Raw genomic sequence first — 13551 nt, 5'->3', positions numbered from 1 at the left:
ATCCGGCTCTCAACGCAATTCAAGACATACGGATAGACCATGACAAAGAAAGTGCTTCTCGTCGGCGAGAGCTGGGTAAGCTCCGCCACCCACTACAAGGGTTTCGACCAGTTCGGCAGCGTCACCTTCCATCTGGGCGCGGAGCCGCTCGTCAAGGTGCTGAAAGACAGCGAATTCGAGCTGACCTACATGACCGCGCACGACGCCGTGGACCAGTTCCCCTATGAAATGGCGGGCCTCGACCAATATAATGCGATCATTCTTTCGGATATCGGCGCCAACTCGCTGTTGTTGCCGCCGGCAGTGTGGCTGCACTCGCGCACCGTTCCGAACCGGCTGAAGCTGATCAAGGCCTGGGTAGAAAAGGGCGGCGCGCTGCTGATGGTCGGCGGCTACTTCTCCTTCCAGGGCATCGACGGCAAGGCGCGCTGGCGCCGCACAGCCGTTGAAGACACGCTTCCGGTCACATGCCTTCCCTATGACGACCGTGTCGAAATCCCTGAGGGTGCGGTCGCCGACGTCGTCAAGCCGGATCATCCGACCATGGCGGGTCTTTCCGGCAACTGGCCGCTGCTTCTCGGTGTCAACGAAGTGGAGGTGCGCCCGGGCTCCGAGGTCATCGCCCGCCTTCCGGCAGACCAGGGCGGACACCCGCTGCTCGTTCTCGGCAGCTTCGGCAAGGGCCGCACCGCCGCCTGGACGTCCGATATCGGCCCGCACTGGCTGTCGCCGGCATTCTGCGAATGGGAAGGCTACGGCCGGCTCTGGAAGAACATCCTTGGCTGGATGACGGAGACGGCGCGCTGAGCAGCCGACGTTGCGCGCTGGGCAGAAGCTCAGCGCGCGGCGAGGATCGCGTTCAGTTGCCCGATCGACGGAAACGCCGAGCGGGTACCGGGACGACTGACGGTGATGGCGGCGGCCCGTGTCGCGTGTTCGATTGCGGTGCGGTCGAGACGGTTGCCGCGAAGAGCCGCCGATGCGAGCGCCACGGCCATGAACGTGTCGCCGGCGCCCGTCGTGTCGACGACCTCGCATTCGACGGCGGCAATCCGAACACAGCTCTTGGCTGTGACAAGCATGGCTCCGTCGCCGCCGAAAGTCAGAACGACTTCTCGAACGCCGGCCGCAAGCAACTTGCGGGCAGCCTCTTCACCGCTGGTCCCGGTCAATGCCTGCGCCTCGCCCTGGTTGAGGAAAGCGACATCGATCAAGGGCCACAGGGTGCTGAAATAGGGACGCAGGGGAGACGGATTGAAGGCGGTGATCATTCGGCGGGCGCGCGCAGCTTCAAGGACGCCTCGCGTCGTTTCGTCCGAGAGGTTTCCCTGGAGCACCGCAATGTCTCCTGGAGCAGCGTCGGCCAGAGGCGCGATAGCGTCGACAAGAGCGAGGTTCCGGGCGGAGTCGGTGGTCGTGATGTTGACGTTTTCGCCATCCGGCGTGGTCAGCACGATCGAGAAGTCGGTGGATTTGCCGGGGACCGGCACAAGCTGGCTCACCACCGGTTCGTCTGCCAGATGCTGGCGGATCATGTCGGCGCGAAAACCGTCGCCGAAGGCTGCGATGAGGCTCGTCGGCAGCCCGGTGCGGGCCATGACGACCGCCTGGTTCGCGCCCTTGCCACCGAGGTCGCGCGAACGCTGGCTGCCATGGATCGAGGCGCCCGCGGCCGGCATTTCCGACACGGCGATGGTCTCGTCCACCGTCACATTACCGATTACGTAAGCGTGCATGAACATACCTTCGAAAGGGAGAGAAATGCAGGAAATTTCTGACAAGTCCTCAAGCGCCATAAGGGAAATATTCGGGACTGACAAGGTTCTGATCGGCATGATCCATTGCCCCCCCTTCCCCGGAGCGCCGCGCTATCGTGGCGCTGATATGTCGACCATCTACGATGCCTGCATGCGCGACGCAGAGGCGCTAGTCGAGGGTGGCCTGCATGGCCTGATGATTGAAAACCATGGCGACGTGCCCTTCTCCAAGCCGGAGGATATCGGCCATGAGACGGCGGCCTTCATGTCCGTGGTCACCGACCGGATCGCGCGTGCGACGGGCGTGCCGCTTGGCATCAATGTGCTTGCCAATGCGCCGATCCCGGCCTTTGCCATCGCCATGGCCGGTGGCGCCAAATTCATTCGCGTCAACCAGTGGGCCAATGCCTATGTCGCCAATGAAGGCTTCATGGAGGGCCGGGCCGCCGAAGCAATGCGCTACCGTTCGCTGCTGCGCGCCGAGCACATCAAGGTCTTCGCCGACAGTCACGTGAAGCATGGCGCCCACGCGATCGTCGCCGACCGCTCGATCCAGGAACTGACGCGTGACCTCGCCTTCTTCGATGCCGATGGCGTCATCGCCACCGGCCAGCGTACCGGCAACACGGCAACCATCGAGGAGATCGAGGAGGTCGGCTCGGCCACCCACCTGCCGCTTCTGGTCGGCTCCGGCGTGACTAAGGACAACATCGTCGAAATCCTCAAGCGGACGAACGGCGTGATCGTTGCGTCATCGCTGAAGGAAGGCGGGGTTTGGTGGAACCCGGTCGATATCGAGCGGGTCAAGGCCTTCCGCGCTGCCGCAGCGCCCGCCCTGGAGGCGTGACGATGCCGACTGAAACGCTGTCGGATCAGATCCTGCGGGAAAACGCTGCCGTCTTCGAAGCGATGGTGAACCATCGCTTCGTCGAGGATATCGTTCTCGAGCGCCTGTCCAACCAGGTTTTCGAGCGCTATCTCGTCTATGAGAGCGCTTTTGTCGAAACCGCGATTTCGATCTTTGCCTTTGCGACGGCGAAGGCCAGGACAATCGAGCAGAAGCGCTGGCTGATCGTCGTTCTCGATGCGCTCGCCAACCAGCAGATCGCCTATTTCGAGAGAATTTTTGCCGAACGCGGCATCGATGCCAGCGCCTACGATGTCAGTCGTCCCGAGGTCGAAGCCTTCCGATGCGGCATGCTGGACATCGCAAGCAACGGCGGATTCCTCGATACGGTCGCCACCATGTTCGCCGCCGAATGGATGTACTGGACCTGGTCGAAAAGGGCCGTTCACGTAGCCTTTGTCGATCCGCATCTGAAGGAATGGGTGGAAATGCACGCGGACGACGATTTCGCAGCCCAGGCGAAATGGCTCAAGCAGCAGCTCGACGAAGCGGGCATCGCGCTCGACGCTTCCGAGCGCCGCCGCCTCAGCGCCATTTTCGGGCGTACGCAACAACTCGAAATCGCCTTCCACGACGCAGCCTACGGCTGATCGGGACGACCTGTCTGGAGCCGACCATGACCACTCCCATCGCGATTGACAGCAAGCGTCTGCTGCAGCGCCTCGACGATTTTGCAAGGATCGGGGCAACGCCCGCCGGTGGCGTCAACCGCCAGGCCCTGTCGCCCGAGGATCGCGCTTCACGGCGGCTCCTGGCCGAGCTCGCGCTCGCGCGGGGTTTTCGGGCCTTCCAGGACCCGATGGCAAACCTGTTCATCCGACGGGAAGGCCGCTTTCCCGAAATGCCCCCTTTTGTGATCGGCAGTCATCTCGACAGCCAGCCAACCGGCGGGCGCTTCGACGGAGCGCTCGGCACCCTTACCGCCTTCGAAGTCCTGGAGAGCATCGAGGACGCCGGCATCGAGACCGATCTGCCGATCGAGGTCGTCGCCTGGACCAACGAGGAGGGAAGCCGTTTTGCTCCGGGGACCATGGGATCCATGGCCTTCGCCGCCGGTGCGATCCCGGATGCCTGGTCCGGTCTTCGCGGTCGCGACGGCGCATTGTTCGTCGATGAGCTGAAGGCAACGCTCGACGCTCTTCCGGAAGCGGCCATGCGCCCGCTTGGCTTGCAGATATCCGGCTACATCGAGCTTCATATCGAGCAGGGACCGACCCTCGAACGGGAAAACACGCCGATCGGCATTGTCCATGGTATCCAGGGGACCCGGTGGCTGGAGGTGACGATCACGGGCCAGGCGGCGCATGCCGGCACGACGGCGCTCGAGTTCCGTCGCGACCCCATGAAAGCGGCCATCGCCGCGCTCGAACCGCTCTACAACAGCGTGATGCCGAACGATCCCCGCGCGCGCTTCACCGTCGGCCGGTTTGCGGTCGAGCCGGGTTCGGTGAACGCCATCCCGGGTTCGGTGACCTTCACCGTCGATCTGCGCCACCCGGAGACAGCAGTCATCAACGCCTTGGAAGATCGCATCCGCCAGGCCTGTGACGCGGCGGCGGCTGACGCCGGCTGCGGGAGCGAATTGAGACAGATCTTTGACATGCCGCCGGCTATCTTTTCGGAAGACCTGCTGGCCTGCCTCGACCGGGCTGCCGCTTCTCTCGGCTTGAAACCCAAACGCATGCTCTCCGGCGCCTTCCACGATGCCCTGTTCGTCAATCGCGTCGCGCCCGCGGCCATGATCTTCGTGCCTTGCCGCGATGGGCTTAGCCACAACGAGGCCGAATATGTCGAGCCTGAGCACTCCGTAAAAGGTGCACGCATGCTGCTTGCAGCCACCATGGAAGCGATTGTCCTAAGCGCATCGGGGAGAGATCAGTGACGCGGGTGATGGTGAGGCAGCCGAGCCGCGCCTCCATTCGCCACGCAGCCCTTTCTGACTGACCAAAAGCGCGCCTCGCGCCGCCAGTTCCCAACGATACATTATGCAATCTTGTTGGCCCAGAGCTGCACGAGCGTGCTGTGGGCACGATTCAAGCAGCGTTATCGACGAGATAATGGCCCATACATGCCGATCGATGGCGTCTTCGCAGCTGCGGTTAATTTGAGAATTCCGGTCGCTCGGATTCTCATCTTTAAATGCCATTCCTCGTTGAAACAGGCCGCATTCTCGCATTTAAGTGCCAAGCGACACGAGTGGTTATGGAAATCCGGACAAACTAGGACTTGTCGTCGTTTTCATTTTCATGTGCCTTCCTGGCCCGCAGCATGTCGTATCTTCCAAAGTCCGTCATGATGCTCACGAGGATGCTTCCCGTCCAACCGAAGGTGAATAGTCCGGACATCGCAATAATCGGACCAAGCAGACGCCACCGATCTGGAAGGGTCACGTTTCCCTCCCCGAGCGTCGTATAGCTCTCCAGGACGTAATAATAGCTGTCGCGCATGGAGGGAATAATCGCCCTTACATACAGTGGCAGCGCCCAGATCAGCGTTTCTGCAAAGTGCAGGAGCGCCAAGGCGGCGATTGTCACGGCAAGCATAACATTTAGCCGCCAATGCGCCGTAGTGCTGTCTACGCGAGTCCAGGATTTGTTAAACTGTCGGCTGATGCATCTGATACCCAAGCCGTGCACAAACATGACGATGGTCAGAAACACAGTGCCTACGAGAATTTCCAAGACCGGCTTCGGCGAAGATAAATCGTCCACCCTCTGTGTCCCTCGGTTTGGGCATCTGCGAGGAAGGCTCGTCTGCAGCCTTCCTCCGAGCCGAAAACAGCACGAGTTGTTGCTCAGATCGTAATTTTAGTAGCAGGGAGGATAAGGGTAATAGCCGCATGCAGGAGGCGGATAGTAGCGACGATCGTTGGCAACTGCCGCACCGACTGCGGCGCCGGCGACCACGCCCGCTCCGTAGTATGCGCCTGGATGCGCATACCAGCCGCCACGCCAGACCGGCGCACGCCCACCAACGGCGACGCCGCCATAAGGGCCGCGAGCGGCAAACCAGTCGATGAACAGTGACGCGGGTCCATCGGCGCCAGCGAGATCGCCTTCGAGGACGGCGACCTCAAACGTCAGGTTTCCGCCTTCAAGCTTCGGTGACTTAAGGACGATCACCGCATCGGCGACAGAATCTCCTTTGCTCCTCAGGACCGATATCGTCGCATTTGGAGGGTCCTTTGCGAAACTATCGGTCCCATCGCCCCATTGCTTGATGAACTCGGAGGTCAGGACATGCCCCGCCGATCGCACCGGCCGATCGGCGAATACAATCGAATTTGCGGTGATTCCGCTCATGGTGAGTTTGCCATTTTCAAGTTTTGCTCCCGCAGAATTGAGGACAGCAAGCGACGGCACCATCTGCGCCTTAGCTGCGCCGATGGTCTTCTGTGCGGGCGCTGAAATTGCGTCCTGCGCTATTGCCGGAGATGTGAGTATTAGGCTTGCTGCGACTGCGACCAAGCATATGCCGGGAGATCTAGTCATCAGTTTCACTCCGTTGGTTTCACCGAGTTTATCTATTTCATCAGTCCCAATAGGTCAGTCGACACGCTTTGCCACGATGAGGCAGAACGGGTTTCAATCGCCCATCACGGCGTTACCGTGCTGGCAGACCTTGTGCGCCGGCGCCTTCGCGGCATGACGCTGATCGATTGACGTCACGACACTGTTGTGAGTGGACATGCAGGTCGTTGAGACCTCCGCCGCGTTTCTCAGGCAAGGCGTGGTTGCGGCCGTTTCCGAGACTCCTCTCGGCAGACTTGATGTTGCAACCGCATTCCTTGGCAAAGGTTGCTACCGCGTCAGAGTAGCTGCTCGTGTCTGCCCGACCGGCCCCTGTTATGACTGGAGCACGGCGAGTGCGGCTCCTGCGAATATACCTTCTTTCTCTGCGATGATTGTTCCTCTCCTGCACCTATTGGCCTGAAGCCGTCTGTTCGACATTGCGTAGCGGATTTATCGCCAGGGTGTTTTGATCGCGGCCCTTTCCAGTTCCTGCTCGATCTCGAGCCACATGCCGTCTATAAGGTCCCGGTACTCAGCGATACGTTCATCCCGCTCCGGTGCGGATGATTGCTCCCATCGCAGTTTCTCGCCCTTTGCCATTGCGAAGTCGTCGCACAGGTCGCGGAATCCCTCACTGCGAGCGGCGAGTTCCTCTATCGCCTTAAAGTGCTCTTCGAAGTATGTGGCTACGAATTTAACACCGTTTCCCATCCGGTTTATCCGTCCGTATTTGCCTGATCGCGATCTCAGGACATGGTGACATCGATCTCGATCCTTGGAGTTGCGACTCCTCTCAATGTATTCCCATCCCAGCCTCGGCAGGCCACGCGGGCCGCCGTTTAACTGTCGACCACTCGCATCACCATGCGCATCCAGTCCACTCCGCTTCCAGGACGGCAGCGGTAGGATGAAGACCGGCACGACCGATCCGACGATTGAAGGCAGACCGTCGCCAGCAGCAGCGTACGCGGAACCGTATTTGTAACCTTCAGAAAACGCGCTGAGGAGCAGCGCGAACAACCCCGCGTACACCACAGTGGCTTTCGAATATCGGCGGCCACCAGTCCTCCCTAGATTAGCAATAGCCGATTTCGGCCTAGCGGACCGAGCAGCGTTCCGAGAAGACCGAGTACCACCAAAACGTATGATCCAGTTTGCCCTTGCACATCGCTCGCCCTCGATTGCGGTTGTCGTTTGGGATGAAAGCTTCGCGTCAAGCTGTGAACGTCGAGGGCGTGAGCGCAAGGTATCTAACGGTATCATACGTCCGGCACATGCAGTTTCGGCATGAAGAATCCCGCTATTTGACAGTAGTGGGTCGCTATGGGGCCTCGGGACAATTCATCAACGTATGTTTAGGGAGATGCGTGGTTTTGCATTCGTGACGGCGCGCGATTTGCTTTAAGGACGCCCCTCAAGAGTGAGTGGGGGGTGCAGGCCGTGCAGAACGAATTGCCGCCACATTCGTCGCTGTGTCGATCAGGATATCCTCTACCGACGTCAAGAATTGCTGTAAAATCAGAGCGTCACTGAACCGCAAGCGCTGAGTTTTCCTATACCGATACGGTAACATACAGCCATACCCCCTTTAAATCATTCCCCCCCCATTGAAAGGATGACCTTGTTTGGGCGATTCAATTTAATACAAATGAGGGATTACATGCGGTCTTTATTGCTACTGGCCACCGTACTTGGGGCCGGCCTTGGTGTCGCATCTTCAGCATATACGGCCGACATTACACTTGGCATTCCAGATGCGAAGGTGGTCGAGAACGAAGGCGGCTGGACGTACACGGTCGCGCCATACTTCTGGGCGGCTGGGTTGTCCGGAGACGTGGCGCAGTTCAGTCTGCCTGAAGTTCACATCAACTCCAACTTCGGCGACATACTGCAGAACCTTGACTTCGCTTTCATGGCGGCTGGAGAAGCCCGATACGACCGCGTCAGCATCTTTGCGGACGTCATGTACACCAAGCTCGGTGCCGAGGCGGGCACAAGAAACGGCATCCTTGCCGATAGCGTTGATGTCACCTCAAAGACCTTCGCCGGACTTCTCGGTGCTGGATACTCCGTGCTGGAGAACCAGTCTGGCCATCTCGACATTGTCGGCGGCGTGCGCGTGTGGTCAGTCGATACGACCATAGGATTCAACGGTGGCCTTCTCGGTGGCCGTCAAAGGGATGACGGCGCAACCTGGGTCGACGCTCTGGCTGGTGTACGGGGCAATTACTTCGTAACACCAGAATTCTACGTGACCGGATGGGGCCTGGTCGGCGGCGGCGGCGCTGATCTCGACTGGGATGTCTCGCTGGCCTTGGGTTACAAATTCACCGAAACGATTTCGGCCGTCGCTGGCTACCGAGCGGTGGGTGTGAACTACAATAATGACGGGTTTGTCTTTGATGTTGTTGAGCAGGGGCCGATTATCGGCGTGACGTTTCACTTCTAGACTGAGGCTTGCGTGAGCGTGGTTCATTGGAGACGGCATCAAATGAAGAGGATGGCTCACACAGCGACCCTGCTGGCCTTCGCACTTGGTCCAGGGATTGCAAACGCCCAGTCGAACGAAGAGCTGGCGAAAAAGCTCTCTAATCCAATCGCCTCGCTGATCAGCGTCCCCTTCCAGGCCAATTACGATCACGGTTATGGCCCGGACGATGGCGACAAGGCGACGGTGAACATCCAGCCTGTCATTCCGTTCGCAATCAACAAGGAGTGGAACGTCATTTCCCGCACCATTCTTCCCGTCACTTGGCAGAATGACATCGCCGGGCCATCGGGAACGCAATTCGGTCTGGGGGACATCACGCAGAGCTTCTTCTTTTCGCCTTCAGAGCCGACCGAGAGCGGCATCGTGTGGGGTGCAGGACCGGTGTTCCTCATTCCAACGGCGACGGACGAGTTGCTCGGCAGCGGCAAATGGGGTGCAGGACCGACAGCGGTCGCCCTCAAGCAGGAAGGACCGTGGACCTTCGGAATGCTCGGTAACCATATCTGGTCATTTGCGGGGCAAAGCGATCGGGCCGACGTAAGTTCGACATTTCTGCAGCCGTTCATCTCCTATACGACCAAAGATGCCTGGACATTCTCATTCAATACGGAATCCACCTACGACTGGGAGACGAAGGACTGGTCCGTTCCGATTAATTTTACCGTTGCTAAACTGATCACCATCGACAAGCAGCCGATCAGCCTCACGGCCGGCATTCGCTACTGGGCGGACGCGCCGGAAAACGGCCCTGAGGGTCTAGGCTTCCGGATGGCTTTGACTTTTCTGTTTCCGAAGTAATTGTAGAAAACTATTTTGGGGAGAAAGGCGCCGTCGTCGACTTGGCACACGGTCTAAGCTGATAGCATCTTGGAAGATGGCAGTCGTCTGGGACGTCGATTCCTATCCCTCGCCTTGATGGGATCAGAACTATTGATCCCAGTTATTATTCCCTCTGTCAAAGGTTCATTCCGCAAGACATGAACTTGGCGTGTTTGGCGCTCTCCCTCGCCATCCGGGAGTTTCGAACGCATCCCGCCCGCGATCACCTGCGAAGGGAGGCAAGGAGAATGGCCGCGTCTTCGAAGGGCCACGACATAACCTCACCGTGACGAATGCGCCCCGAAGCCCAAAAGCTCGCCGAGCGCCGAACGCTTGTCCACGAGATCGGCGAGCGTGTATTTGTCGAAAACCGCCACAAAGGCGGCCGTGGCTTCCGAAAGCACACTCGGCAAGGCGCAGGCGGGCGCGATACGACAGCCATGGCAATCTATCAGATCCGTCAGCCCTTCAGTATGCCGAAGCAGGGCGCCGAGATTGATCTCGTTCGTCGGCCTCGCGAGGCGTATGCCGCCATTGCGACCGCGCACGGACTCCAGAAACTCAGCGTTCGCAAGGTCCTGAACAACCTTCATCATATGATTTTGCGAGACCGAGAACGTGTCCGATATCTCCCGGATCGAGCTAAGCCCCGATGGCCGTGATCCCAAATAGATCATTAATCGCATTGCGTAGTCGGTATATTTGGTGAGCCTCATCGGGGTCTGCGTCAAATAGTCCAATCCAAAAACATGCATTTGATTAGCATCTTTGTCCTCGGATAAATAGATGCATCTAAGGTACATGTTTAAGGGCGAATTTGCGATGATCTCGCAAGCGATAACCGAAACAGACATCCGAACGATCGTTGAACGTTTCTACGCCGAAGTGCGAGCAGACCAAGTCTTGAACGCTGGCTTCGCGGCCGTAACGGATTGGGACGACCATCTCGAGCGCATGATGGCATTCTGGGGGGCGATGATGATGTCGACCGGCCGTTACAAGGGCAATCCGGTGGCAATGCACTTGATCCACCTTGAACGCATCGACCCGGGCATGTTCGAGCGCTGGTTGACGCTTTGGAGGAAGGTTACTTCAGACGCTCTGTCGCCGGAGATTGCTGCTGAGATCCAGTCAAGGGCCGTCAGAATTGCTTCGCGTTTGTCGTCCGCCCTGTTTGGATCGGACCACGCAGTCCCGCCGGCCAGACCGCTTGAGCTTGCCTCACGGCCCTATAGGAGCACGCCGGTTTTCGACAAAGAAACGGTCCCCAAGCCGCTCCTGCAATCCTATCGACTTCGACCGCAGACCTGGGCAAAGCTCACCGTCCTCGAGGGAAGCCTCCACTACCACCTTCGCTCTCAGCCGACGATCGAAGTGGACGCCTGCTCGCCGGTCATCATCCCCCCGGATGTGCCCCATCACCTCCAGATCGTAGGCCCGGTGAAACTTCAATTGCACTTCTACGATCACCAACCTGCCCCCTACTGATGCACCGCATCGAAAGGAAAGTTCATGCCGAAACCACTCTCACCCGAGACTGTTCAGATCGTAAAGGCAAGCATCCCGGCGCTCGGGGCACACGCAGCGGACATCACGAAGAGCATGTATGTCCGCCTATTCCGCGACGATCATATCCGCGAGCTGTTCAACCATGCCAATCAGGGCGAAGGCGGCTCACAGGTTAACGCGCTTGCAGCCGCCATTGTGGCCTACGCGCAAAACGTTGATAACCTTGGCGTGCTCGGCCCTGTGGTCGAGCGGATCGCGCACAAGCACATCGGGTATCATATTCTGCCCGAGCACTATCCCTTTGTGGCCACGGCCCTTCTCGCCGCCATCGAGGATGTGCTCGGAAGTGCTGCGACACCTGAACTCTTGAATGCATGGGGCGAGGCTTACTGGTTCCTGGCCGATATTCTCAAGGAGCGCGAAGCCGAGATACGCGGCGAACTGCTGAAGCGCTCGGGCGGCTGGGATGGCTGGAGAGACTTCGTCATCGACGCGAAGGTTCGCGAAAGCGATGTCGTCACCTCGTTTGTCTTGAAGCCCAAGGATGGCGGTCGCGTTGCGCGCCACAAGCCCGGCCAATATCTGACGCTTCGCTTCAAGTTGGAGAATGGCCAGGAGATCAAGCGCAACTACTCGATCTCAAGCGGCCCCAGCGATGGTTTCTACCGCATTTCGGTCAAGCGGGAAGCGCAGGGACAGGGCGGATCGCGATACCTCCACGATCAGGCGAGCGTGGGCATGGTGTTGAGTGCGACCCCGCCGGCCGGCGACTTCTTCCTTCCCGAAGCGCCGGAGAAACCGGTCGTGTTGCTTTCGGGCGGCGTTGGCCTGACGCCGATGGTCAGCATCCTGGAGACAATCGCCGAGGAGCATCCGAACCTCGAAGCACATTTCGTCCACGGCGCGCTGAACAGCGGGACGCATGCCATGGACCGGCATGTTCGCCAGCTCGCCGATGCGCATGGCAAGATCAAGATCAGCAGCTTCTACAGCGCGCCAACAGCCGAGGACGCGGTCGGACTGTCTCACGATTTCGACGGCTTCATCACCGCAGAGTGGCTTCGCAAGAATACACCCATTGAAAATGCCGAATTCTATCTCTGTGGACCGAAGCCGTTCCTTCGCGCCCTCGTTCCGGCGCTGGCCAGAGAAGGCGTTTCAAGCGAGCGGGTTCACTTCGAGTTCTTTGGCCCGTCCGACGAACTGATTGCCGCCTGAAGGCGGCGAACAACGAAACGTGGCATCGTCACTCCAATCCTGCCGCCGGCGCTTTCGGTGCCGGCCGCAGGACAGTGCCTGCGCTCCGCCCGCGTTGAAGGCCTCCTGCAAGGCGATTTCGAGAGCCGAGAAAGCCTCGGGCTCGATCTGCATGGCCTCAACGGCGCCGTTGATGTCGCCACGCTCAAGCCGCTCAATGACGCGTGCCAGGACGATGCTCGACTTGATCTGATCAATTGCCTCACTGAAGGCAGTCGCAAGCCGCGGCTCGTATGTGGCAAGCAGGTCGTCGAAGGTCATCCGGTTGCCTTTCCTACAACCCAACCTAGGTAGCTAAGGTTGACAACATGAAGGAATTCGAAGTCGTGTCGCGAACATCCATGAATACTGGAACAATGCACGGATCCTCCTGACAACCTCGAAGGCGGAATTAGCGCCGCATGCGTCGAGACCTCCCCGCCGATGTCCAGGCAGATGACGTTCCATTGGACGATTGTGGCTCTTTCGTCGCGCATAGCGGGAGCTCGCGTCTCGACCTACCGATACTCGCCATCAAAGCGCCGCAGCAGGTGCTTGCGATCGTACGGCCCCCCAACTCGCGAAGCTGCTGGCTTCGGTAAACGGGTTCGCCATTCGGCTCTGTACAGTCGGTCATCGTCGGCAGTGACTCGACGAGCTGCCAGAGAGAACCTTCTGATCCTGTGCATTCACCTTGGCAACTGGATGAAAAACGTCGACCGACGCTTCAGCCAATTGAAAAGCCAACCAATGCGCAGATGGTCGCATCGCCATGACTCATTAAGTTAGAAAGTGGGACCCGTACGCAAAGACCAATCGCAAAGAGTGAAATTTGACCGAATAGAAAAGCCGTTGAAGGCCGCAAACATCCCTCCCCTCCTATCAAGTTTGGTTGCGCAGCGGCTTTCCTGGCAGATGACTAAATCGCCCTTCCACTCGTCGACCAAGCACAGTAAAGTGGCACACAAAATACCACTTTATGGAATTCACTGCGACGATGCGAATGACACTCCACACCGACTATGCCCTGCGCATGCTGATCTTCGCCGCGACGCGACGGAACGGCACATGCACGGTCAATGACGTGGCGCAAGCCTATGGGCTTTCACGCAACCACCTCCTTAAGGTGGCGCAGACTTTGCGCGACCTCGGAATCGTCGAAACGACGCGCGGGCGTGCGGGCGGCATCCGGCTCGCGAGGGCATCGGAGGAGATCGCTGTTGGCGCGCTGGTGCGAGCGACCGAGGAGGAGTTCGCGCTGGCCGAATGCATGCAAGCAGGAGGGCACAGCTGCGTGATTTCGCCAGCCTGTCAGCTCAA

Annotated in this window: 14 protein-coding genes and 2 pseudogenes; 9 read left to right on the top strand and 7 right to left on the bottom strand. The window is 59.1% G+C overall.

The window, feature by feature from the left end:
- The first annotated feature begins 39 nt into the window (after positions 1-39).
- Positions 40-807, top strand: coding sequence for a glutamine amidotransferase (locus tag ACTJKE_RS33475; RefSeq protein ID WP_440639298.1), 768 nt, complete (start codon positions 40-42; stop codon positions 805-807).
- A gap of 29 nt (positions 808-836) precedes the next feature.
- Here the strand turns inward: ACTJKE_RS33475 and ACTJKE_RS33470 are convergent, their stop codons facing one another.
- Positions 837-1736, bottom strand: coding sequence for a ribokinase (locus ACTJKE_RS33470; RefSeq protein ID WP_440639296.1), 900 nt, complete (start codon positions 1734-1736; stop codon positions 837-839).
- 25 nt (positions 1737-1761) lie between these two features.
- Here ACTJKE_RS33470 and ACTJKE_RS33465 point away from each other — a divergent pair, with 25 nt between their 5' ends.
- The 3 genes from ACTJKE_RS33465 to ACTJKE_RS33455 are packed head-to-tail and all read left to right on the top strand — an operon-like array spanning position 1762 to position 4546.
- The gene (locus ACTJKE_RS33465; protein WP_440639294.1) at positions 1762-2604 is read left to right on the top strand and encodes a BtpA/SgcQ family protein; all 843 of its coding nucleotides are present in this window, start codon (positions 1762-1764) and stop codon (positions 2602-2604) included.
- Between the two features lie 2 nt (positions 2605-2606).
- Positions 2607-3254, top strand: coding sequence for a TenA family protein (locus tag ACTJKE_RS33460; protein ID WP_440693672.1), 648 nt, complete (start codon positions 2607-2609; stop codon positions 3252-3254).
- Between the two features lie 26 nt (positions 3255-3280).
- Positions 3281-4546 carry a Zn-dependent hydrolase gene (locus ACTJKE_RS33455; RefSeq protein ID WP_440693670.1) on the top strand — a complete coding sequence of 422 codons (1266 nt, stop codon included), beginning with the start codon at positions 3281-3283 and terminating at the stop codon, positions 4544-4546.
- Positions 4547-4883: 337 nt separating this feature from the next.
- On the opposite strand, the gene ACTJKE_RS33450 is transcribed toward ACTJKE_RS33455, so the two are convergent.
- The 3 genes from ACTJKE_RS33450 to ACTJKE_RS33440 all read right to left on the bottom strand — a co-directional run bounded on the left by ACTJKE_RS33450 (position 4884) and on the right by ACTJKE_RS33440 (position 6887).
- Complete coding sequence (locus tag ACTJKE_RS33450; protein WP_440639288.1) at positions 4884-5375, bottom strand: ion channel; 492 nt, start codon at positions 5373-5375, stop codon at positions 4884-4886.
- A gap of 96 nt (positions 5376-5471) precedes the next feature.
- On the bottom strand, positions 5472-6155 hold the full coding sequence (locus tag ACTJKE_RS33445; protein ID WP_058329231.1) for a hypothetical protein: 684 nt from the start codon (positions 6153-6155) through the stop codon (positions 5472-5474).
- Between the two features lie 471 nt (positions 6156-6626).
- Positions 6627-6887, bottom strand: coding sequence for a hypothetical protein (locus tag ACTJKE_RS33440; protein ID WP_113514693.1), 261 nt, complete (start codon positions 6885-6887; stop codon positions 6627-6629).
- A gap of 949 nt (positions 6888-7836) precedes the next feature.
- Here ACTJKE_RS33440 and ACTJKE_RS33435 point away from each other — a divergent pair.
- Positions 7837-8625, top strand: coding sequence for a hypothetical protein (locus ACTJKE_RS33435; RefSeq protein ID WP_058329230.1), 789 nt, complete (start codon positions 7837-7839; stop codon positions 8623-8625).
- A 42-nt stretch (positions 8626-8667) separates the two neighbouring features.
- Positions 8668-9465 (top strand): transporter, encoded by a 798-nt coding sequence (locus tag ACTJKE_RS33430; RefSeq protein WP_440639286.1) that lies wholly within the window; start codon positions 8668-8670, stop codon positions 9463-9465.
- A 302-nt stretch (positions 9466-9767) separates the two neighbouring features.
- Here ACTJKE_RS33430 and ACTJKE_RS33425 read toward each other — a convergent pair whose 3' ends face one another.
- The gene (locus ACTJKE_RS33425) at positions 9768-10340 is read right to left on the bottom strand and encodes an Rrf2 family transcriptional regulator (RefSeq protein ID WP_440639284.1); all 573 of its coding nucleotides are present in this window, start codon (positions 10338-10340) and stop codon (positions 9768-9770) included.
- 49 nt (positions 10341-10389) lie between these two features.
- On the opposite strand from ACTJKE_RS33425, the gene ACTJKE_RS33420 reads away from it, so the two are divergent.
- A complete protein-coding gene (locus ACTJKE_RS33420; protein WP_440639282.1) occupies positions 10390-10974 on the top strand; it encodes a DUF1971 domain-containing protein in 585 nt (194 codons plus the stop codon).
- A 24-nt stretch (positions 10975-10998) separates the two neighbouring features.
- Positions 10999-12213: an NO-inducible flavohemoprotein gene (gene hmpA / locus ACTJKE_RS33415; RefSeq protein WP_058329207.1), complete on the top strand. Its 1215-nt coding sequence runs from the start codon at positions 10999-11001 to the stop codon at positions 12211-12213.
- A gap of 69 nt (positions 12214-12282) precedes the next feature.
- Here hmpA and ACTJKE_RS33410 read toward each other — a convergent pair.
- Both ACTJKE_RS33410 and ACTJKE_RS33405 read right to left on the bottom strand, forming a co-directional pair.
- Positions 12283-12513: pseudogene (locus tag ACTJKE_RS33410) on the bottom strand (head morphogenesis protein); the annotation flags it as partial.
- Positions 12514-12662: 149 nt separating this feature from the next.
- Positions 12663-12907: pseudogene (locus tag ACTJKE_RS33405) on the bottom strand (hypothetical protein); the annotation flags it as partial.
- A gap of 303 nt (positions 12908-13210) precedes the next feature.
- On the opposite strand from ACTJKE_RS33405, the gene ACTJKE_RS33400 reads away from it, so the two are divergent.
- Positions 13211-13551 (top strand): RrF2 family transcriptional regulator (locus tag ACTJKE_RS33400; RefSeq protein WP_440693461.1); only part of this gene is annotated, 341 nt, incomplete at its 3' end.

The sequence above is a fragment of the Ensifer sp. 22521 genome (assembly GCF_052044795.1).
Taxonomy (GTDB): domain Bacteria; phylum Pseudomonadota; class Alphaproteobacteria; order Rhizobiales; family Rhizobiaceae; genus Ensifer.
The sequence above is the reverse complement of the archived record's forward strand: the minus strand, read 5'-3'. Positions and strand labels throughout refer to the sequence as shown.